The 21,713-nt window shown below is 73.9% G+C and carries 17 protein-coding genes; 14 read left to right on the forward strand and 3 right to left on the reverse strand.

Annotation, left to right across the window (positions count from 1 at the left end; translation table 11 throughout):
• Positions 1 to 7 precede the first annotated feature (7 nt).
• From rosag_RS23385 to rosag_RS23420, 8 genes are all read left to right on the forward strand, one after another.
• Entirely contained in the window at positions 8 to 3,163 is a 3,156-nt protein-coding gene (locus rosag_RS23385; RefSeq protein ID WP_284352602.1) for an efflux RND transporter permease subunit, read from the forward strand.
• Positions 3,160 to 3,549 carry a P-II family nitrogen regulator gene (locus tag rosag_RS23390; protein WP_284352603.1) on the forward strand — a complete coding sequence of 130 codons (390 nt, stop codon included), beginning with the start codon at positions 3,160 to 3,162 and terminating at the stop codon, positions 3,547 to 3,549. The genes rosag_RS23385 and rosag_RS23390 overlap by 4 nt, the downstream gene beginning before the upstream one ends.
• A 198-nt stretch (positions 3,550 to 3,747) precedes the next feature.
• Positions 3,748 to 6,819 (forward strand): heavy metal translocating P-type ATPase, encoded by a 3,072-nt coding sequence (locus tag rosag_RS23395; RefSeq protein WP_284352604.1) that lies wholly within the window; start codon positions 3,748 to 3,750, stop codon positions 6,817 to 6,819.
• A 328-nt stretch (positions 6,820 to 7,147) separates the two neighbouring features.
• Positions 7,148 to 7,729, forward strand: coding sequence for a Spy/CpxP family protein refolding chaperone (locus rosag_RS23400; protein WP_284352605.1), 582 nt, complete (start codon positions 7,148 to 7,150; stop codon positions 7,727 to 7,729).
• Positions 7,730 to 7,872: 143 nt separating this feature from the next.
• Positions 7,873 to 8,952 (forward strand): HEAT repeat domain-containing protein, encoded by a 1,080-nt coding sequence (locus rosag_RS23405; RefSeq protein ID WP_284352606.1) that lies wholly within the window; start codon positions 7,873 to 7,875, stop codon positions 8,950 to 8,952.
• A gap of 760 nt (positions 8,953 to 9,712) precedes the next feature.
• Positions 9,713 to 10,003, forward strand: coding sequence for a hypothetical protein (locus rosag_RS23410; RefSeq protein ID WP_284352607.1), 291 nt, complete (start codon positions 9,713 to 9,715; stop codon positions 10,001 to 10,003).
• 410 nt (positions 10,004 to 10,413) lie between these two features.
• Positions 10,414 to 11,070: a hypothetical protein gene (locus rosag_RS23415; protein WP_284352608.1), complete on the forward strand. Its 657-nt coding sequence runs from the start codon at positions 10,414 to 10,416 to the stop codon at positions 11,068 to 11,070.
• 100 nt (positions 11,071 to 11,170) lie between these two features.
• Positions 11,171 to 11,644 (forward strand): MgtC/SapB family protein, encoded by a 474-nt coding sequence (locus tag rosag_RS23420; protein ID WP_284352609.1) that lies wholly within the window; start codon positions 11,171 to 11,173, stop codon positions 11,642 to 11,644.
• A gap of 152 nt (positions 11,645 to 11,796) precedes the next feature.
• Here the strand turns inward: rosag_RS23420 and rosag_RS23425 are convergent, their stop codons facing one another.
• Complete coding sequence (locus rosag_RS23425; RefSeq protein ID WP_284352610.1) at positions 11,797 to 12,099, reverse strand: DedA family protein; 303 nt, start codon at positions 12,097 to 12,099, stop codon at positions 11,797 to 11,799.
• 118 nt (positions 12,100 to 12,217) lie between these two features.
• A complete protein-coding gene (locus tag rosag_RS23430; protein WP_284352611.1) occupies positions 12,218 to 13,114 on the reverse strand; it encodes a cation diffusion facilitator family transporter in 897 nt (298 codons plus the stop codon).
• A 342-nt stretch (positions 13,115 to 13,456) separates the two neighbouring features.
• Between rosag_RS23430 and rosag_RS23435 the strand changes: the two genes are divergently transcribed.
• The 6 genes from rosag_RS23435 to rosag_RS23460 all read left to right on the forward strand — a co-directional run bounded on the left by rosag_RS23435 (position 13,457) and on the right by rosag_RS23460 (position 20,088).
• Positions 13,457 to 14,791, forward strand: a complete 1,335-nt coding sequence (locus tag rosag_RS23435; protein WP_284352612.1) for a family 1 glycosylhydrolase — start codon at positions 13,457 to 13,459, stop codon at positions 14,789 to 14,791.
• 40 nt (positions 14,792 to 14,831) lie between these two features.
• Positions 14,832 to 15,641 carry an SDR family NAD(P)-dependent oxidoreductase gene (locus rosag_RS23440; protein ID WP_284352613.1) on the forward strand — a complete coding sequence of 270 codons (810 nt, stop codon included), beginning with the start codon at positions 14,832 to 14,834 and terminating at the stop codon, positions 15,639 to 15,641.
• Between the two features lie 136 nt (positions 15,642 to 15,777).
• On the forward strand, positions 15,778 to 16,596 hold the full coding sequence (locus tag rosag_RS23445; protein WP_284352614.1) for a flagellar hook-basal body protein: 819 nt from the start codon (positions 15,778 to 15,780) through the stop codon (positions 16,594 to 16,596).
• Positions 16,597 to 16,841: 245 nt separating this feature from the next.
• On the forward strand, positions 16,842 to 17,825 hold the full coding sequence (locus rosag_RS23450) for a glycoside hydrolase domain-containing protein (RefSeq protein WP_284352615.1): 984 nt from the start codon (positions 16,842 to 16,844) through the stop codon (positions 17,823 to 17,825).
• Between the two features lie 183 nt (positions 17,826 to 18,008).
• Entirely contained in the window at positions 18,009 to 18,341 is a 333-nt protein-coding gene (locus rosag_RS23455; RefSeq protein WP_284352616.1) for a hypothetical protein, read from the forward strand.
• A gap of 730 nt (positions 18,342 to 19,071) precedes the next feature.
• Complete coding sequence (locus rosag_RS23460) at positions 19,072 to 20,088, forward strand: HEAT repeat domain-containing protein (RefSeq protein ID WP_284352617.1); 1,017 nt, start codon at positions 19,072 to 19,074, stop codon at positions 20,086 to 20,088.
• A 478-nt stretch (positions 20,089 to 20,566) separates the two neighbouring features.
• On the opposite strand, the gene rosag_RS23465 is transcribed toward rosag_RS23460, so the two are convergent.
• The gene (locus rosag_RS23465) at positions 20,567 to 21,553 is read right to left on the reverse strand and encodes an IS630 family transposase (protein WP_284352618.1); all 987 of its coding nucleotides are present in this window, start codon (positions 21,551 to 21,553) and stop codon (positions 20,567 to 20,569) included.
• Between the last annotated feature and the right edge of the window lie 160 nt (positions 21,554 to 21,713).

The following is a 21,713-nucleotide window of genomic DNA, read 5'->3' on the forward strand; positions in this document are numbered from 1 at the left end:
GCGACCGATGCGACGTCTCATCAGCTTCGTCCTGCAGCAGCGCCTGCTCGTGCTCGCGCTCACGATGCTTCTCGTGGGGGTCGGCGTCTGGTCCGCGATGCGGCTCCCCATCGACGCGGTGCCGGACGTGACCAACGTGCAGGTCCAGGTCAACACGAACGCGCCCGCGCTCTCCCCCGTCGAGGTGGAGCGGCAGATCACGCTCCCGGTGGAGCTCGCGATGTTCGGGCTCCCGCGGCTCGAAGAGATCCGCTCGATCTCCAAGTTCGGGCTCTCGCAGGTCACCGTGGTCTTCGAGGAGGGCACGGACATCTACTTCGCGCGCCAGCAGGTGCAGGAGCGCCTCCAGCAGGCCCGGGAGGAGATCCCTGAGGGCTTCGGCACCCCGGCGATGGGCCCGATCTCCTCGGGCCTCGGCGAGATCTTCCAGTACACGATCACGGGCCGGGACACGACGCGGGCGGCGGCGACCGAACTCCGCACCCTGCAGGACTGGGTCGTGGCGCCCCAACTACGCGGCGTCCCGGGCGTGGCAGAGGTGAACTCGTTCGGCGGCTTCGAGAAGCAGTACCAGGTGCTCGTGCGGCCGGACGCGCTCGTGCAATACGAGCTCACGCTCCAGCAGGTGCTCGACGCCGTCGCGGCGAACAACACGAACGCCGGCGGCGGCTACATCACGCGCGGCGCCGAGCAGCTCGTGGTCCGCGGCGTCGGGCAGGTGCAGGACCTCGACGCGATCCGCAACGTCGTCGTCACCAGCCGGGGCGGGGCTCCGGTGCGCGTCGGCGACATCGCCGACGTGGTGATCGGTGCGACCATCCGCCAGGGCGCGGTGACCAAGGACGGGCGAGGCGAGGCCGTCACCGGCATCGTGATGATGCGCATGGGGTCCAACTCGCGCACCGTGGTCAACGGCGTCAAGGAGCGCTTCGCCACCGTCGCGCGGAGCCTGCCGGCCGGCGTGCGCCTCACGCCTTTCTACGACCGGACGGAACTGGTCGACCGCACCATCAAGACGGTCGAGAAGAACCTCGTCGAGGGCGCGGTCCTCGTCGTGGTGGTGCTCTTCGTCCTCCTGGGCAACCTGCGCGCGGCGCTGATCGTCGCGCTGGCGATCCCGCTGTCCATGCTCTTCGCGGTCAGTGCGATGGTGAAGGCCGGCATCGCGGGTAGCCTCATGTCGCTCGGCGCCATCGACTTCGGGCTCGTCGTCGATGGCTCGGTCGTGATGGTCGAAAACTCCATGCGGCGGCTGGGCCACCGGAAGGAAGGCGAGAGTTTCCTCCACACGGTGCTGGAGTCGTGCGCCGAAGTCGCGCGGCCCATCCTGTTCGGCGTCGGGATCATCATCGTCGTCTACCTCCCCATCCTCACGCTCGAGGGGGTGGAGGGCAAGATGTTCAAGCCCATGGCGCTGACGGTCGTGTTCGCACTCGTCGGGTCGCTGCTGCTGACGTTCCTCCTCACCCCGGTCCTGATCGCGCTGCTCCTGCGCGGGAAGATCGAGGAGAAGGACGTCTGGCTGATCCGGAAGGCGAAGCGCGTCTACGAGCCCGCGCTGGAATGGACCCTCGCCCACGGCCGGCGCGTGCTCGCCGTCTCCGGCGCGTTCGTGGTGCTCGCGCTGGCGGCCGTCCCCTTCCTCGGCACCGAGTTCATCCCGCGCCTGGATGAGGGGTCGTTCGCGATCCAGGTGCTCCGGCTACCGAGCGTGTCGCTGGAGGAGTCGGTCCGGCAGTCGTCGGTCATGGAGCGCCGACTGCGGCAGGCCTTCCCGAACGAGATCGCGGACATCGTCTCGAAGACGGGGCGCGCCGAGATCGCGACGGATCCCATGGGCGTCAACATCAGCGACGTCCTCGTGATGCTCACGCCGCACGACCAGTGGACGCGCGCGGCGGACAAGGCCGATCTCGAGCGCCAGATGGGCGAGGTGCTCGGGAAGATCCCGGGGCTCGTGTTCAGCTTCAGCCAGCCCATCGAACTGCGCGTCAACGAGCTGATCGCCGGCGTCCGCAGTGACCTGGCGATCAAGATCTACGGCGACGACCTGCAGGAGTTGACCCGCGTCGGCGACCAGGTGGTCGGTGCGGTCTCGCGCCTGCCGGGGGCGACCGGCTTCAAGGCGCAGCAGCTCGAGGGGTTGCCGCAGCTGCAGGTCACGGTGCTCCCCGACCAGCTCGCGCGGTACGGGATCAACGCCGCCGACGTCATGCGCGTCGTGGAGGCGGTGGGCGGCGCCGAAGCGACCACGGTGCTGGAGGGCCAGCGGCGCTTCGCGCTGACGGTGCGTTTCCCGGAGAGCGCGCGGCAGAACCGCGAGACGATTGTCGGGCTGCTCGTCAACGCGCCCGGGGGCCAGCGGGTCCCGCTCGGCCAGCTCGCGCGCGTCGAGGAGGTGCAGGGGCCTGCGGAGATCAGCCACGAGAACGGGTCACGGCTCCTCATCGTCGAGGGCAACGTCCGCGGTCGGGACATCGGCAGCTTCGTGGCGGACGTGCGCGCACTCTTCGACGACGGCACGGTCAAGCTGCCGCCGGGCTACCGCCCGGAGTTCGGCGGGCAGTTCGAGAACCTCGAGCGCGCGTCGCGGCGGCTCTTCCTGGTCGTGCCGCTCTCGCTGCTCCTGATCTTCCTGCTGCTCTTCACGACGTTCAACTCGGTGCGCCAGGCGGCGCTCGTCTTCACGGGCATCCCGCTCGCCACGGTCGGCGGCATCGCGGCGCTGCTGCTCCGCGGCATGCCGTTCAGCATCTCGGCCGGCGTGGGCTTCATCGCGCTCTTCGGGGTCGCGGTGCTGAACGGCGTCGTGATGGTGTCCTACATCAACGAGTTGCGGCAGCAGGGCCTACCCCTGGACCGCGCCGTCCGCGAGGGGGGGCTCACGCGACTGCGTCCCGTGCTGACGACCGCGTTGGTGGCCAGCCTCGGCTTCATTCCGATGGCGATCTCGACCGGCGCGGGGGCGGAGGTCCAGCAGCCGCTCGCCACCGTGGTGATCGGCGGGCTGGTGACGAGCACCCTGCTCACCCTGCTCGTGCTGCCGCTCCTCTACTCGCTGTTCGAGCAGCGGGCGGCCGCGCGCGAAGAGCGCGCCGCGCGCCGCGCGGTTGGGGCGGAGCCCCTCGCGCCGACCGATACCCCCGTGGAGGCAGGCGTATGAGCACGTCGACGCTGATGACGCCCACTGCGCCCAGTGCGCCCGCGGTGCCGATGGTCCTCGTGCTGGCGTACGTGCAGCCGTTTCGCGCCTCCGCGGTTGTCGACGCGCTGCACGGCGTGCCGGGCGTGACCGGCGCGACGTTCGCCGAAGCCTCGGGCTTCGGCCGCGGCCGGCATCCCGACCTCGCCGCGCTCGAGACCGTCACGGGAACGGCGCCGCGCACCCGCGTGGAGGTGGTGATCCGCGCGGACCTGGAGGACGCCGTCGTGCAGGCCATTCGCGAGGCGGCACGCACGACCAATCGCGGGGACGGCAAGATCTACGTGCTACCGGTCGCCCGGGCCGTTCGTATTGCGACCGGCGAGGAGGGGGGAACAGCCGTGTAGATCGCCGCGTGGGTGGCCGGGGAGCCGGGTGGCCGGCAGCAGGTGGTCCCCGCACGCGGCGCGCACGGAGTGGCGGCGTGCGGGATCGGCCCCGGCACTCCGCACCCGCGCGGGTCGCCGTGGCTGCGTCTCCCGCCCTGCCGTCCCGCACGGCGTGGCCGCCAGGCGAAAGCACGCAGCCGCCCCCGACCCGAGGCGATGACGGGCGGACGCCCGCCCTCCCCGCCACCCCCGCCACGCCGGCGTTCGCGGCGCGCCGACCACGCCCACCGCTCGCCGGCGCCTTCCCGGCACGACGGGCCGCACCGACGAGTCCCACGCATGAGGAGTGCAATGGAGCAGACCATTCGGCTGGATATTCCGCTGCTGTTACCGGACGTCAGGGATCTGCAGGACGCCTGCGTGACGCGCCTCGTGCGCCTGCTGGAGCGCCGTGACGGGGTGGCGCGCGTCCACGTGATGTGGCCGGGCGAGCCAGCCGACGCCGCCGCGAGCACGGCCGCGGTGGGGAGCGGGGGGCCGGTCGTCGGCGCGGGCGTCCGCGGCGGCCCTGGCGCCGACCTCGCGGAGGCACCGCAGTTGTGCCTGCACTACGATCCGGAGCGCCTGACGCTGGCCCAGGTGCTGCGCGTGGCGCAGTCCGCGGGGGCCAACGTGACCGAGCGGTTCGCGCACGCCCTCGTCGTGTTTCGGGCCGTCAGCACCGAGGATGACGGCCGGCGACTCGAAGACGGCCTGCGCGAGCTCCCGGGGGTGACCGCGGCCTCGGTGAACCTGGCGGCGCAGCTGGCGCGCGTGGAGTACGACCGCCGCCGCATCGACCTGCCCAGCATCCACGCGTGGCTCGCCGAGGCGGGCGCCACCCCCGCGGGGCCGCCCACGCGAGACACCGGGGACCGGGGTGACATCGGCGGCGAGGACGCGGACCCGGGACCGGGCGTGCTGGTGACGGGGGCTACTGACGTTCACGGCCGGGGGGAGAGCCGGCTGGACGCGCACCTCCGCGGCGACCACGCGTCCTCGGCTGGCGGGGCGCGTACGGCGCTACTGTCGTCAGCCGAGAGCCGCCGGGAGGCCACGCGCGCGGCGCGGGGCGACGACCACGCGGGGCACGATCATGCGGCCGACGCGGAGCCGGCGACCGGCGGGTGGTACGCACGCAACCGGGAGCTCGCGTGGAGCTTGGCGGCGGGGGCACTGGTCGCGGTCGGGTGGAGCCTGGAGCGGACGGCGCCCGGTGACCGGTCCCTGCCTATCGCCGTTTACGCGCTCGCGTACGTGTTCGGGGCGCGCGACAACGTCGGCCACTTCTTGGGCGACCTGCGGCGGGGCCGGTTCCGGTTCAACATCGACCTCCTGATGGTCGTGGCGGCCATCGGCGCGGCCGTGCTCGGCGAATGGTTCGAGGGGGCGCTTTTGCTGTTCCTGTTCAGCCTCGGGCACGCCCTCGAGCACTACGCACTCGGCCGTGCCCGCAACGCCATCAAGGCGCTGGCGGAACTGGCACCGTCACGCGCCACGGTCCTGCAGGACGGGCGTGAGGTGTCCGTGCCCATCGAGGCGGTCCGTCCCGGCGACCGTGTGGTGGTGAGGCCCGCCGAGCGGATCGCGGTCGACGGCACCGTGACGGACGGACGGTCCGCGGTCAATCAGGCGCCGATCACGGGGGAGAGCGTCCCGGTCGACAAGAGTCCGGGGGAGCCCGTCTTCGCCGGCTCGGTGAACGGGGAAGGGGCGCTGGTCGTGTCGGTGACGACGGCGGTGGGCGACCGCACGCTCGACCGCGTGATCCGCCTGGTCTCGGAAGCGCAGACGCAGAAGGCGCCGACGCAACAGTTCACCGAGCGCTTCGAGCGCGTGTTCGTGCCCGTCGTGCTGGTCGGCGACGTCCTGCTGGCCGTGGTCCCGCCGCTCCTCGGCTGGTGGACGTGGCCGGAGGCGTTCTACCGCGCCATGGCGTTGCTCGTGGCGGCGTCGCCGTGCGCGCTGGCGCTGGGGACGCCGGCCGCCGTCCTCGCCGGCATCGCGCAGGCGGCGCGCGGGGGCGTCCTGATCAAGGGCGGCGCCCATCTGGAGACGCTGGGGTCGGTCGAGGTGCTCGCGCTGGACAAGACGGGGACGATCACCGTGGGCGAACCCGCCGTCACCGACGTGGAGCCCCTCTGGGGTGGGGATCGCGACGTGCTCCTCGCCACCGCGGCGGCCGTCGAACGCCGCTCGCAGCACCCGCTGGCGAAGGCCGTCGTCCGCGCCGCGGAGGAACGCCGCCTCGAGATCCCCGCGACGGGCGAGTTGGAGTCGGTGACGGGGAAGGGCGTGCGCGCCGTCATCGGGGCGGACGTCGTGGAGATCGGCCGGCTGCTGATGTTCGAGCAGGAGGCCACGTCCGTGGCGTCCGCCACGAACGGTACGGCGTCTGACCCGGCGGAGCCGGCGGCCGCAGGCCGACGCGAAGGCCGGACCGAGCAGCCGGGGGGCGTCCGAGCCGGCAGCCGCGCGAGCATCATCCCGGCCGAAGTGGCCGCCATCGTGAAGCGGCTGGAAGCCGCTGGGCGCACGACGATGGTCGTGCGGCGTCGGCGCGCGGACGCCGCGGCGGCCGGCGACGGAACCGCGGACGGTCTCGTCTGGCTGGGCGTGCTCGGACTCGCGGACGAGCCCCGCGCGGGCGTGGCCGAGACGCTGCGGCAACTCCGGGCGGCCGGCACTCGGCGCATCGTGATGCTGACGGGGGACAACGCCGGCGTTGGCAACGCGGTGGGGCAAGCGGTCGGCGTGGACGAGGTGCGCGCGAGCCTGCTGCCCGAGGACAAGGTGACCGCGATCCGCGAGCTCGCGGCGACCGGGCGGGTGGCGATGGTCGGCGACGGCGTGAACGACGCGCCGGCGCTCGCCCACGCGACGGTCGGCATCGCCATGGGGGGGGCGGGGACCGCGGCGGCGCTCGAGACGGCGGACGTCGCGTTGATGGGCGACGATCTGGGTCGGCTGCCCTTCGCCATCGGCCTGTCGCGGCGCGCGCGCGCCGTCATCAAGCAGAACCTGATCGTCTCGCTCGGCGTCATCGGGGTGTTGGCCGTCGCGACCGTCACGGGCGCTGCCGGCATCGGCGCCGCGGTCGTGGTGCACGAAGGGAGTACCCTGGTCGTGATCGCGAACGCCCTGCGGCTCCTCGCCTTCAAGGGCCCGCGCTCGACGCCGGCGCGGGTGGCCCAGGACACCGACGCGCGGGCGGGCCGCCCCCGGGGACCCAGGGAGGGCGGCGTATGAGCGGGCACGAGGGAAGCCCGCCGCCTGCGGACACATCACGGGTCCTGCTCCTGCCGCTGCGCGGGTTGGCCAGTGAGGGCATCGAGCCCGCGGTGCAGCGCGCGCTGGGGGAGACGCCAGGCGTCCTCGCCGTCGAGGTGCATGCCACCGAGATGCTCGTGCGCGTGACGTACGACGCGACCCGGACGGCGCCGGCGACGCTCCGTCGCCGTCTACGTGCGGTGCGTGGCTCCGGGCCGGGGCCCGGCGGAGTCGCATGACGCGCGGCGGACACGGCCGGCGGCGGCTCACAGGCACGGGCGGGGGGCATACCCGCGTGCTCACCCCGGTGCGCACGACCGTCAGCAGGGTGCTGCTGACGGCGGCGCTGGCGCTCGCCTGCGCACCGCGGCGCGCGGTGACGTCGGATCGCACAGAACTCGGGACACCGGCGCTGGCCAGGCCTCGCGCACTGCCCCGCACGCAGCCGAGCGAGTTCGACCCGGTGGGCCTACTGCTGGAGCTCAAGGGCGAACTCGGATTGACGGCGGAGCAGGTCGGCGAGCTCCGGTCGCTCCGCGCCGCACTCCGGGAGGCCAACCGGTCGGTGCTCGCCCAGCTGGACTCCGCGGATGCCGCGATGCGTGGCCGGTTGCGGGGATGGCTCGGCCGCGCCCGGGGAGAGGAGCTGCCGGTCCGCCGGACCCGTTGGACGCCGAAGGTCGGGCCCCCGCAGTACGCGACCCTCGTCGCGCTACTCGAACACGCGCGCGGCAATGCGCGGAGCACGTTGGAGGCGGCGGCGGCGTTGCTCGACGACGAGCAGCGTGCCACGCTGGAGCAGCTCGCGCGCCGGGATGCACGCCTCGCCGTGCTCACCCGATTCCAGGTCGACGCGCGGGATGCGCGCCAGGCGCAGAGGGTGCCGTGAGACGCGCGGTGGAGGCGGGGCTGGGCTGTGGGCCGGGCGTCACGGATCGGGGCGCCGAACCGAACGGCGTGCCACCGTGTCAGTGGCCTGGCGCGGTCGCCGTGCGACCACGTGCGCCGCGCCGCGTCCCGCTGCGTGCTGCGGTGGCCGACCTCGCGAGGCTCGCGAGGCGGGCGCGCGGGGGCCGTGCGCTGGCGCTCGCACGGTCGATGGTGGGCGCACTCGGCGTCGTGGCCTGTGCCGCCGATCCTGGGTACGGCGGTCGCTCGACGAAGCAGTGGATCGCGCAGCTCGCGGATCCGACGACGAGCGCCCGCCTCGAGGCGACGACGGCGCTCGGACGGGTGCTCGCGGTCTATCCGCAGTCGGCGCCGGCCGTGGCGGCGCTTGTCGGCGCGCTGGCGGATACGAGTGACGATGTGCGCGTGAGCGCCGCACGCGAGTTGGCCACGGAGGGTGTACGCGCGCCCGACGCCGTACCGGGCCTCGCGCGGGCGATGGCCGACTCCGAGCACGCCTGGGTCCGGGAGCAAGTCGCGGGTGTGCTCGGTACGGTGCTCGACCAGAGCCTTCCCCCCGACGCGCGGGCCGCGACGGGGTGGCCCACGCGCGAGGATCGCCCGCGTGTCGACGCAGCGGTGCTGGCAGTCGGGGTCGATGCCCTGATCCGCGGGCTGGGCGACCCACACGGCGAGGTGCGGACCGAAGCGGCGACCGCCCTCCGACGGCTTGGGCCACGTGCGGCCCGCGTGGCGCCCCAGGTGATCCCGGCGTGGCGCGATCTCGCGGGGGCCGCGCAGCCCGGCCTGCGGGTGCTCGCGTTTGACGGACTGACGGCCGGAGGGGCGCCGGCGGCACTGGTGCTTCCGCTCGCGGACGCCGCCATCAGGCGGGACACGGCCGCCGTGGTGCGGACGGCGGCCATCCATGCGGTGGCGCCTCTCGGCGCGGCGGCGACGGCGGCCGTGCCAACCCTCAGGATCGCGTTGCGCGATCCCGATGCCGGCGTGCGCTTGGCGGCCGCCGTCGCCCTCGGGAAGATCGGCCCGGGGGCTGCCGTGTCGGACCTGCGTGCTGCCCTGACGGACGCGGACGCCCGGGTGCGCGTCGAAGCGGCGCACACGCTCGATGCGTTCCATCGACGCGGGGGGCAGGATGCGCCGCCGGCTGAGCCGACCCCGCTTCAGAAGTGCGCGGGGCGCCTCGGCACCCCGGGCTGCTGAGGCGCGGCGACCCACGCGCCTGCGGCCGTTGCCCGCAGGGAACGCTCAGGCCCCAGGTGGAGGCGGCGCACCTCGAGTGACGGGGGATCCTACCGCGGATTGCGTGACCTGCCGCGCCCACGGAGTCGGTACTGCGGGGGCCGTGTTGACGTCCTCCCCGGCCTGTAGGCCGGGGCTTCCCGCGCACCTCGGATGAGGCGCGCGGCGTACGCGGCCAGGTGCTGTGCCGAGGCTTGCCGGGACCGCAGGCGACGGTACTGCCGCCGCCCGTGTGCGATGATGTCACGTGCGTTGGCCAGGTCGAGGACGCCCTGGTCTTTCAGGCGCTCGTCGCGCAGTCCGCCGCTGAGGCGCCCCACGCGGCCATGGTCAACCGGCGTACGTCGACGCCTGCCAGGTCGGACGGAGCCGAGGGCGAGAGGGTGTGCTCGCGCCCGCTCCGGAACGCGCGGCTGGAGAACGCCGAGCCGTGATCGCTGCCTCGAGCGCGCCGAGTGCACGGTCGGCATGCTCATGGCCCGACGGGGGCGCCCGGGGCGCCCCCGTCGGGCCATGAGCGCACTGTCCAGATGGGTGCATGCCGTCGCGCACCTGGGCGATCTGCACCGCCTGCAGGTGCCGGCGAATCCGACGGGACCTGCGGCTCCTCTCCGCTCGAGCGCGCGGCGGCCGTCCGAGGCTAGAGCCGGCTGGCAGGGCGCCGCCGCGGCGGCGCCCTGCCAGCACGCTTTCACGACTTCCGCCGCGCGTTGGTGTCGCGGTGACCGTGCTGGTCGGCGTCGCCCGGCGTGTGCCCGGGGTGGTCGTGATGCGTGCCTGGCTGGCCACTCGTTCCCGTGTCCCGGTGCCCGTGCTGGTCCACATCACCGGCCTTATGACCCGGGTGGTCGTGATGCTGGCCGGGGACCGACTGCCCCGCGCCGTCCTTGTGCCCGTGCTGATCGACGTCGCCCGGGGTGTGGCCCGGGTGGTCGTGGTGCTGATGCTGGCCGCTCTTCTGGTGTGCCATCGTGATGTCCCTCGCCAGTGGGGGGGGCCGTGCGCTGGCTAGATGCCTCCTGTCACACAGCGCGACTGGAGCACGCACGACGAAACGCGCGCCGGGCCACCTCATTGTACGGCCCGCGCGACCGCGACCGACGCCCCGTGGGGAACCCCGTGGGGAACCCCGTGGGGAACCCCGTGGGGAACCCCGTGGGCGCCTGGTGCCGCTCTGTGCGGGACCGTGCACGACGGATGCCGACACCCGTCCAGATCGCCCCTGGTCACTGTACCGAGTCGAACCGGGACGCCCGGCATACCACCGAGCGGGCGACAGCCGGGCTCCGTACGTCGCGCCCGGAGGCGCGCACGAATCACGCACGGAACATGCTCCATGTCAGCATGCACTGACCTGGGGCACTGGGCTGGCGCCGCACACGCCGGCGTTCGGCAACCACGCAGCGACTCGTCGGAGATCCCGTGAGGCCCAGCAACCCAGACGACACCGACTCGACGTTCGTCCGACGCTACGCCGAGGACCCTCAGGCGATCTCGGGGGAAGAAGCCGTGCGCCGCCACCAGCAGGTGGCCGCCCAGCTCCCGCCCGCGGACTCTCAGGAAGCCGCGGAGACGGCGCTCGCCCGCCTCTCGCCGCAGGAGCGCGTCGCGCTCGGGCGCTACCTGCTGACGCAGGCCCCGGCCGCCGGCGGCACCGGGTTCCCCGACGTCAACGGCGACGGCATCGACGACCGGCTGCAGGACCGGCGGTACCTGGCGGGCGTGGCTGCGCAGGCGCAGCAGCAACCGGGGCTCCTCGACCGGCTCCTCGACCCGCTCCTCGGCGGGATGGGGCTGGCGCCTCCGGCACCTGGTCCGGCCGGAGACCCGCCGCCGGGCGGAGCACCGGGCGGAGCACCGGGCGGAGCACCGGGCGGGGCACCGGGCGCGCCCGCCGGGCCGTTCGGCGGATCACTGGGCGGCACGCTGGGCAAGGTCGCCCGCGGCGGCATCGCCGCCGCGGGGCTCGCGCGCCTGCTCCGCGGCGGACAGGGGCACGGCGGGGGCGGACTGTTCGGCGGCGGGGTCGGGGGCGGTGGGCACCACGGCGGCGGTCATCATGCTGGGGGGCACCACTGAACCGCCCCGAGTTCCACCTCCGTCCCCACGCGCCGTTCCTGCCGCGCGCGGCCGGGCGACGCCGGCCGCACGGGGGGTGGCTCCCGAGCGCGCTGCGGCCGTGACCCCCTGGCCCGAGGTGCTAGGCCACCTCCGCGACCTCCTCGTGGCGTACGCCCTCGTCCTGCCCGTCGGCTGGCACCAGGAGCGGGAGGAGCGGAGCGCGGGGCTGCGCACCTTCCCGCTCGTCGCCGTGGCGAGCTGCGGCTTCGTGCTCGTGGCCATCGCGGTGCTCGGCCTCCGCTCGTCCGGGCAGGCCCGCATCCTCGAGGGGCTCATCACCGGCATCGGCTTCATCGGCGGCGGGGCGATCCTGAAGGGCGGGAATCAGGTGCGCGGCACGGCCACCGCGGCGAGCCTGTGGACCACGGGCGTGGTGGGCGGAGCCGTCGGCTACGGCCTGTACGACATCGCGGCCATCCTCGCCCTGGTCAACTTCCTGACGCTCCGCGTGCTCGGCCCGCTGAAGCAGGAAGGGCCGCCGTCTCCCCCGCCCGCCGGGCGGCGGGTCGGCGACACCGGCGACCGAGTGTAGTCCGGCACAGCGCCGGCGAGGTCCGCCCGGGTCCTGCCCGACCAGGGTGCGTGAGCCGCCCCCGGCGCCTCGGGGGTCGGCCGGGTGAGGTGCGCGGCGATGGCGGACGACCCGGACCACGTAGACCACGTAGTAGACCACGTACGCCACGACTACCGCGCCGACCACGACCCGGGTGCCGGGCCGAGCACGACGCGCACCCGCGCTTCGTTCGCGCCCAGCAGCCGGCCGGCGTACGCGAGCGCCGCCGTCCACGCCATGGTGCTGGCTGCGGAGTACAGCAGGAACGGCGCGAGCGGCATGCGGACCAACCCTGCCGGCACCAACGCGACCGTGCGCAGCGCCGGAATGAGCCGGCAGACGCCCACGGCGGCGTGCCCGTGACGGTCGAGCCAGGCCACCGTGCGGTCGATGTCCTCGCCGGAGAGCACGAACCAATGGCTACGGCGGTCCATCCAGGCGCGTACCCGCCGCCCCCCGCCGCCGCCGGCCGACGACGCACCACCCCACGGCGCCCATTCCGATGGCTGAGGCGGCCGGTCAGTGGCCGGTCACCGAACGGTCAGCGGCCGGTCACAGGTGGGTCTCGCCCGTCTCCCATTCCGGCGGCTCGACCTGCACGGTGAGGTGGGCGATTTTGTGGCCGCTCGTGACGCCGGCTTGGATCGCCGCAAGCACCGCCCCGTACGCCGCCCCGTCGGCGGCGACCACGTGCACGCTGAGCGCGTTGGTGCCCGAGGTGAGGGACCACACGTGTAGATCGTGCACGCCGACGACATCCGGCACCGCGGCGATGGTCGCGCGTACGGCGGCGAGGTCGACGTCGGCCGGCGTCCCCTCGAGCAGTACGCCCACCGCCTCGTGTAGGAGCTTCCACGTGCGGGGCAGGATGAACAGCCCGATCCCCGCCGAGATGATGGGGTCGGCGTAGTACCATCCAGTCGTGAGCATGATCACGCCGGCGACCATCACGCCGACCGAGGTGATCATGTCGGACAGCACCTCGAAGTACGCCCCCTTCATGTTGAGGCTCTCGGCCGAGCTGCCCCGGAGGAGGAACATGCCGGCGAGGTTCACGACGAGGCCGATGCCGGCCACGACCAGCATCCCGCCGCTCGCGACCTCCGGCGGGTTCCGGAACCGCTGGTAGGCCTCGTACAGGATGTAGAGTGAGATGACGATCAGGACGACGGCGTTGGTGAGCGCCGCGAGGATCTCGATGCGGTAGTAGCCGAACGTGCGCTGCGGCGTCGCCGGGCGCTCAGCCAGGCGGATCGCGATGAGCGCGAGCACGAGTCCGCCGACGTCGGTGAGCATGTGTCCGGCGTCGGCGAGCAGGGCGAGGCTCTTCGTTACGATGCCGCCGACGACCTCGGCGATGAGGTACACCGACGTGAACCCGACGACGAGCTGCAGCCGGCGCTTGTTGCGGCCGGCGGCGGTGGGGGCCTGGCCGTGCGCAGTGCTCATACCGTGCTCCTGTCTGTACGTCCTGGCGTCACGAGGGTGGACGGCTGCCGCCAGGACGCTGCCGCGTCGCCTGACGTCTGTATCGCCCGCTGGGTCCGTCGCACGGCGCCTTGCACAACGCTCGCCACGCGGGCGGTGGTGGGGCTCGTCGGGCGGGCATGGCAGCGGGAGGGCACCAGGAGGGCAGCAGCACGGCAGCCGGGTCTGGCGCGGGACACGCGCGACCGCCCCGCCGGGCCGCCTGGACCGCTTCGTGCCCCCAGCGACCGGTCCACCTGCGCTCGCCCTCCTCGCGCCCCGCGCCGCCGGCCCACCCGCCACCACCAGACGCCCGATCCGACGATGGCCTTCATGTTCGCGACCGGCATCGAGAACAGCTACCCGACCGTGCGGAACGCGCAGGGCGTGCGCGTGCGCGTCGACGAGATGGCCAAGTGCGGCCACTATCAGCACTGGCGCACCGACTTCGACCTCGTTCAGCAGCTCGGGGTCGACTACCTGCGCTACGGCCCCCCGATCCACACGACCTGGCTCGGGCCGGACCGCTACGACTGGGCGTTCGCCGACGAGACGTTCGCCGACCTCGCGCGGCGCGACCTCACGCCCATCGTCGACCTGTGCCACTTCGGGGTGCCCGACTGGGTCGGTGACTTCCAGAACCCCGACTTCGCGTCGCTCTTCGCCGGGTACGCACGCGCCTTCGCGACCCGCTTCCCGTGGGTGCAGCTCTACACGCCGGTGAACGAGATGTACGTCTGCGCGCTCTTCTCGGCCAAGTACGGCTGGTGGAACGAGCAGCTGACCACGGACGCGGCGTTCGTCACCGCCATCAAGCACGTCGTGCGGGCGAACGTGCTCGCCATGCGCGCGATCCTCGACGTGCGCCCCGACGCGCTCTTCATCCAGAGCGAGTCGAGCGAGTATTTCCACGCCGCGAGCCCCGCCGCGCTGCCGCGCGCCGACTTTCTCAATCAGGTCCGCTTCCTCTCGCTCGACCTGAACTACGGGCGTCGCGTGAGCTCGGAGATGTACGAGTACCTGCTCGACAACGGCCTGACGCGCGCGGAGTACCACGCTTTCCTCGACGAGACGCTCAAGCACCACTGCGTGCTGGGGAACGATTACTACGTGACCAACGAGCACCGCGTGGAGGCCGACGGCTCGACGCGCGCCTCGGGGGAGGTGTTCGGCTACGCCGTCATCACGCGCCAGTATTTCGACCGCTACCGGCTACCGGTGATGCACACCGAGACGAACCTCGTGCAGGGGCCGACGGGCGATGAATCGGTGGCCTGGCTGCACAAGCAGTGGGCGAACGTGCTCCGCGTGCGGAACGACGGCGTGCCGGTGCTCGGCTTCACGTGGTACTCGCTCACCGACCAGGTGGACTGGGACACCGCGCTCCGTGAGGACAACGGCCGCGTCAACCCGCTCGGCCTCTTCGATCTCAACCGCGCCATTCGCCCAGTAGGCGCGGCGTACGCGACGCTGATCCGTGAATGGCGCGCCGTGCTGCCGACCCAGAGCACTGCCCTGACGGTGACCACCGTGCGGCCGCGTCACGCCGGGGCTGGCGACGCCGCCCGGGCGGCGCTGTGGGCACGCGAGCGCCCGCTGCACGCCCCGCCCCAGGACCGCGCGGCGCCCGGCATGCCACGCGCGGGCGGCGAGGTATGAGCGCCGATGAGAGCCCCATGAGAACCCCATGAGCGGCCCCATGCGCCGCCCTGACGCGGGACTCCCGGAAGCCGCAGCCCACGAGATCCCCACGGGCCGCGAGGCCCGACGCTTCGACGGACAGACGGTGATCGTGACGGGCGGTGCGAGCGGCATCGGACTCGCCGCCGCGCGGCGCTTCGCGGCCGAGGGGGCGCGCGTGGTGATCGCCGACCGCGACGCGGCGGCGGCGGCGCGCGCGGCCGACGGGCTGCGCGCGGCGGGGGCGGCCGGCGCCGCGGGTGCGCCGTGCGACGTCGCCGACGAAGCGCAGGTGCGCGCGTGCGTGGCCGAGGCGGTGGCGCGCTTCGGCCGGCTCGACGTGGTGGTCAACAACGCCGGCCTGATGGTGGTCAAGGCGATCCCCGACCTCACCGCCGACGACTGGCGGCGCGTACTGGCCGTCGACCTGCTCGGCGCCTTCTTCTTCATCCGCGAGGCGTTCGCGGCGATGCGTCCGGGCGGCGCGATCATCAACGTCGCCAGCGTGCACGCCCTCGAGACCACGCCGCAGGCCGCCGCCTACGCCGCCGCGAAGGCGGGGCTCGTGTCCCTAACCCGGTCGGCGGCGCTCGAAGCCCGCGCACGGGGGCTGCGCGTCAACGCGGTGCTGCCCGGGGCCGTCGATACGCCCATGCTGTGGGACAACCCCAATGTGCGCGCCGGCCTTGAGGTCGTCGACCGCGCGGCCGTGGGCACGCCCGACGACGTGGCGGCGGCTATCGCGTACCTAGCCTCCGCCGACGCGCGGTTCGTGCAGGGCGCGGCGCTCGTGATCGACGGCGGGCGCCTGGACCGGCTCGGCGGGTAGATCCCTTCGCGGCACGGCATGCGCGTTCACCTGACGGCACCGCAGCGGCCGTGCTCGGGCGGCGGTAACGGCGACGCCGTGTGGATCGTCTGCTGTCGGAGCTACGACCCACGAGAGGCCGCTCGAGCCACCGCGTGTGCGCCTCGCGACCTGCCACCCGTCCTGTCCGGCCATGCCGCCGTCGCTGCCGCCCGCCCTACGCGATCCGCTCGCCGCCGCCTTCCGGTACTACGAGCGCCGCCAAGAAGTGGCCGCCCACAACTTGGCGAACGTCGATACCGCCGCCTTCAAGGGCGAGCGGGTGTTCGCGCGGGTGCTGGGCGCTGCGGCCGTCGGCCCGGCGGCCGTCGGCCCGGCGGCCGTCGGCCCGGCGGCCGTCGGCCCGGCGGAAGAGGGGCCGTCGGTGCCGGTCCCCGATGCGGCGACGGACCTGCGGCAGGGGCCGCTGATGGACACGGGCGCGCCGCTCGACCTCGCACTGTCGGGCCCCGGGTTCTTCGTGGTAGCCACGCCGGGCGGCGAGCGCTGGACGCGCGGCGGGAGCTTCTCGCTCGCCGTCGACGGGAGCATCCAGGACGCGACCGGGGCGGCGTTGCTGGGCCCGGACGGGCCGATCCGGATCCCCGCGGGTGCGGCGCAGATCACGCTGGATGGGGGCGGACGCATGCTGGCCGACGGCCGGGTGGTAGGGCACCTCCGCTTGGAGATGCCCCTCGGCCCGGTCGTTCAGCTCGCCCACGAAGCCGGCGGGCACGCCGTCCCGACGGCCCCGCGTGTCGGCGCCCCTGGCACCACGATGGTGCGGCAGGGCATGCGCGAGGGGAGCAACGTGAACGCCCTGAGCGCGATGGTCGACCTGATCGGCATCCAGCGCGCCTACGCCGCTCTCGGCAAGGCGCACGCGACACGCGAAGCGGTCGAGGACCAGGCGAACGAGTTGGGCAAGCCGGTCTGATCCGTCCCGGCCGTTCGGGGCGCGTCCGGTGCCGGCCATGCGCGCCGGCTGGCTGAGCGGTCAGCCAGTGCCCCCGACTCGTCGCCGCGTATGGGAACGGCCTGACAGGCGGCGCGTATCATGGAGGGCCTCCCATCCTCTGTGATGTGCATCACACGCTGCTCGCTCGTCTGGCGCGCTGGTCCCCCCGGTCCGCGCGTGGCACTCAGGTGCCCCTGATTCGGGCTGCCTGCCTCGGCCTCGCTGTGGCGCTCCTCGCCGTGCCCGGCGTGCTGCGACTCTCGGTAGTCGCGGGCCTACGCGCGGACCTGCAGGCGCTCGGCCGCACTGTGCCGACGCTCGCCGGGGTGGCGACGGGTGAAGCGGCCGACCTGGCCGTGGCAGACCGCGCACCGGACGCCGGGCGCCACCTCGGGTTCGACACGAGCGTGTACCCGGGCGACCGCGCCATGCGGGCCTGGAAGGCCTCCGACGCTCCCTACGAGTGGGTGGGCTACTACCTGCCGGCGCCCTGCCACCGCGACGCTTCCTGGAGCGGCAGGCGCCGGGCGCTGGCCGACATGGGCTGGGGCACGGCGGTCATCTACGTCGGGCAGCAGACGTGGGGGCGCACGCCGCGGCCGGGCTCTCGGGCGGCGCCGGCCGCCGCGCGGCGCGGGGCCGTGTGCGACGCCGACCTGGTGAGCGGCCCGCGGGGGGAGGTCGAGGCGGCGGACGCGGTGGCGCGGACCGCGGCGGAGGGGTTCGCGCGGGGGACGGTCATCTTCCTCGACCTCGAGTACATGGCGTCGGTGCCGCCGGCCATGCGCGACTACTACCGCGCGTGGGTCGCGCGCGTGCTCGCCGACGGGCGGTTCGTGCCGGGCGTCTACGTGCACACGCGCAACGCGGCCGAGGTCTACCGCGACATGCAGGCCGTCTTCGCGCAGGCCGGCGTCGCGCACACCCCGCACGTCTGGGTGGCGGACGGCCGCCGCTTCGCGCCGGACAAGCCGCCGCAGGCCACCGGGCACGCCTTCGCGTCCGCCTGGCAGGGGGTGCTCGACGTGGTGCAGCGGTGGAACGGCGTCGCGCTGTCCATCGACGTGAACGTCGCCCGCGTGCCGTCGCCGTCGGACCACGAGTCGCTCACGCATGTCGCCGCCGTCTCGCCGGCGGCGGCGCCGCCGACCACGCCGGCCGACGCCCGTCGCATGGCCATGGAGAGGGCCGCAGGCGTGGCCGAGTAGCAGGCCGGCTCGGCCGGTGTCCGCCCGTGGTGCCTTCCCGCGGTACCGGGCGACGGTACGGGGCTGGGAGACCGGCCCGAACCATGCCCGAGCGCCGCGTATGCCGTTCATGCCGTTCATGCCGCGCACCGAGCGTTCGTTCGTCCTGCCGTCGCGTCGCGCCCGCGCGGCGCCCACGCGGCCGTGACGCCCCGTCCGGACCCCGTCGTCGTCGGCAGCGGCCCGAACGGGCTCGCCGCCGTCATCGTGCTCGCCCAGGCCGGGAGCCACGTCGTGGTGCGGGAGGCGGCGCAGGGTTCCCTCCGGCTCCTCGACCTGGCGCCCCAGCAGGTGCTGCGCGTGGCCGGCCACCGGCTGCCCCGGCGCCAGCGCGACGCGCTCGCGCGCTTCCGCGGTGGGGCCGGCGTGTATCAGGATGTCGGGCAGACTGGGGCGGCCGCTGCGGGTCGGAGGTCGCGCCGCTGCGCGAGCACCGCGCTGGCGGTAGGTTCCTGCACGTCAACCACAACTCTGTAGCACCCAGCCCGAGTTGTACGCGCCGGCGTTGCACACGGCGTGTCTGTCGTGGTGTCTGTCCGCTCCAGGGCTGAAGGCCGGCGCCACATCGCCGCGTACCGCAGCGAGCGGCTCGCGGAGACGCAAGTGCCGGAGCGCGGCGCGCGACGGGGCTCGGGTGGCGCGCGGACCGGGGTGGTGCCACGACTGGGGCTACTGGCTTGCGTGGGTGGTGGGTTGCGCGTGCGAAGCACAGTTTGCTGTGCGCCGACGTGGCGTCTGCCCGCAGCGGACGCGTGTCCGGCGAGGCCATGACCACCCCCGCCGCACGCGAGCGGTGGCACGTACGTCAGCGGTGACAAACGCACCCTCGGCCGCCGGAGCGCGTGGGCCTGGTCGCGGCGGCTCCGAGGGAAGCGTACCGCCCGGACGGGTGCGCAGCAGGCACGGAGGAACCGCGACGATAGCGAGGCTGGTAGCCGGAGCCATGGCTTGCCACCCGCCCGTCTGTCCAACCCGAACCACGCCAGAGGCGCACCCGATGGAGCACGAGACAGCCCGCCCGCGGCCCACGGGCGCTGCCGCCGACGTGCCGTGCGGCCCGACGTGCCGCGCTGCCGACGGCGCCACCTCTGGCGCGCCTCGCCTCGCCACGCTCGCACCGGCCGGCCGTGGCGACGCGCTCGGCGCGGCGATCTCGCGGACGCGGACGCGGAGCGGCATCCGCCAAAGGAGCGCGACGCCGCCTCGGGTGCTCGTCGCGGCCGGTGTGGTGATCGCCGCCCTCACCGGAAGTGCTGGCTGTTACACCGACCCCGGCTACAAGGGCCGCCCCAGCGACGCGTGGATTGCGCAGCTCGCCGCGCCCGGCCTCGACGGCCGGCTTGACGCCGCGGCCGCGCTGGGCGAGGTGCTCCGCCTCCAGCCGAACGCGCCCAAGGTGGTGACCGCCCTGGTCGCGGCGCTCGCCGACACGAGCGACCCGGTGCGTGTCGCCGCCGCCTCGGCGATCCGGCATGCCGGGCGGGGCGGCGGCCGGGTGCGCGAGCAGCTCCAGCGCGACGCGGTGCCGGCCGTCGCCGCGTTGCTCGCCGACTCCGCGCACCCGGTGGTGCGGACACAGGCGGTCGCCGTGCTTCGAGACTTCGGCCCCGACGCGGCGCCGACCAGTGCCCCCGCGCTCGCGGGCGCACTCAGCGACCCGGACCCGTTTGTGCGCCGCCCGGCCGCCGAGGCGCTCGGCGCCCTGGGCGAGGCGGCCCAGCTGGTGGCGGCATCGCTCGCGCGCGCGGCGACGCGGGACGGGGACTTCCGCGTACGCCGAGCGGCGGCGCATGCGCTCGCCCTCGTCGGCGGCCCGCCGGGCACCGTCGGCCCGGCGCTCGTCGGCGCGCTCCGGGACACCGTGGAGCTGGTGCGCGAGGCGGCCGCCGAGGGCATGGGCCAACGCGGCGCTGACGGGTTGTCCGAGTGGACCGTGCCGGCCGCCGCCGGGGCGGGCGATCCGATGGCGATGCTGCGCGCCACCGCGACGGCGGACCCCAACCCTCGCGTGCGGATCGCGGCGGTCACGGCACTCGGCCTCGTCGGCGACCGGGCCAGCCGCCCGGCGCTCCGCCAAGCGCTCGCCGACCGAGACGCCACCGTGCGGCGGGAGGCCGAGCACGCGCTCTCGGCGCTGCACCGGCGCGGCGGTCAGGACCCGGGGATGGAGGAGCCGAGTCGGGCGGACCTCTGCCGGTCGAACCCAGGCGGGCCGGGGTGCTGATGATGCTGCAGATGCGCGTGTGGAAGAGGGTGCCGATGCCGCTTCTCGCCGCCGCTCTCGTAGCCGGAGGTGCGCAACGCGGTCGTCTAACGCGCGGGCCGCGCCGCGCCCCGTAGCGGCGCCCGTGCGAGACGAGTTGGACCCGCTCGGCTTCGTCGTGGAGCACCGCGCGGACCGCGAGCTCACCGAACCGCAGAGGAGTGCTCTCCGAGACCTGTGTGCCGGGTTACGGGTGTCGAATCGCGCCGACTGGCGCGCCCTCGACTCGCTCGACTTCGTGCTCCGCAGGCGCCTCGGGCCGTGGTTGCGCGAGGCACACGGGGGCCTGCGCCCGAGATGCGGGTGACTGCCGAAGATGACGCCCGATCAGCGGGAGGTGTTCGAGCCGCACATCGGGGCCATCCGAGCGAGGGGAGAGGCGACCGAGTGCCGAATGGCGGCGCTTCTCACGCCCGAACAGCGCGTGAGACTCGTGCGCCTAGTAGCCCGAGTCGGAAGTACGTAGACAGAACCGAGCGACGGAGGCGAGGATCTCGTCGGCAGTCTTCGTCCAGACGAAGGGCCTCGCCTCCGTGTTCGCCACCGCGACGTACTGCCGGATCGCGCGCTCCAGCGCGTAGGTGCTGCGGTACACGCCGCGGGCGAGCTCGCGCCGCTGCAGGATGCTGAACCAGCACTCCACGAGGTTCAGCCACGACGCGGATGTGGGCGTGAAGTGCACGTGGTAGCGCGGGCGCTTCCGCAGCCACCGCCGGATGATCTCGGTCTTATGCGTGGCGGCGTTGTCGAGCACGAGGTGCACGTCGAGGGCCGCGAAGAGGTCCGTCGTCCCATGCCGCACGTAGTCGTGCGTGCGCCGCTCCAGCTGCGCGGAGCGCATCGGCATGACGGGCACGGTCGGTTCGCGCGCCTGGACCTGCGTCTTCTCGTCGACGCACAGCACGAGCGCCCGGTCCGGCGGCGCGAGATAGAGCCCGACCACGTCGCGCACCTTCTCGACGAACTGCGGATCGCGTGAGAGCTTGAACGTCTCGGTGCGGTGCGGCTGCAGGCCGAACGCCCGCCAGATGCGACTCACGGCGGTCTGACTCAAGCCGACGCGTCGGGCGAGCTGCCGCGTGCTCCAGTGCGTGCCGTTGGGCGGCGCCTGCTCGAGGGTGGCGGCGAGCGCCTGATCGACCCGGTCATCGGTGATCGTGCGCGGCGCGCCGGGCCGGGGCTCGTCGGTCAGCCCCGCGAGGCCGCGCGTCGCGTACCGCTGGCGCCACTTCGCGACCGTGTGGCGGTGGGTGCCGAGCCGCGCCGCGATCTCCCCGTTGCTCGCCCCGTCGTCTGCCGCCGCCGCGAGGACGATGCGGGCCCGCAACGCGAGTGCCTGGGCCGTCTTCGGGCGGCGCGCCCAGCTCTGCAGCGTCAGCCGGTCAGCCTCGCTGACCGTGATCGGCACGGCATACGGCGCGGGCATGGCTCTCTCCAGTATGGGAGCCCGCTCCGCGCCGCACTACCCGCGCCAGACTGGCCACCTTCTACCAACTCAGACCACTAGCACTACCCTGCCAGATCTTCCCCTCGAGTTCGGCCTCGCAGAGGTAGGCCGCTGTGCATCGGTATGCTCCCGGGGGTGC

Source organism: Roseisolibacter agri (assembly GCF_030159095.1).
Classification (GTDB): Bacteria; Gemmatimonadota; Gemmatimonadetes; order Gemmatimonadales; family Gemmatimonadaceae; genus Roseisolibacter; species Roseisolibacter agri.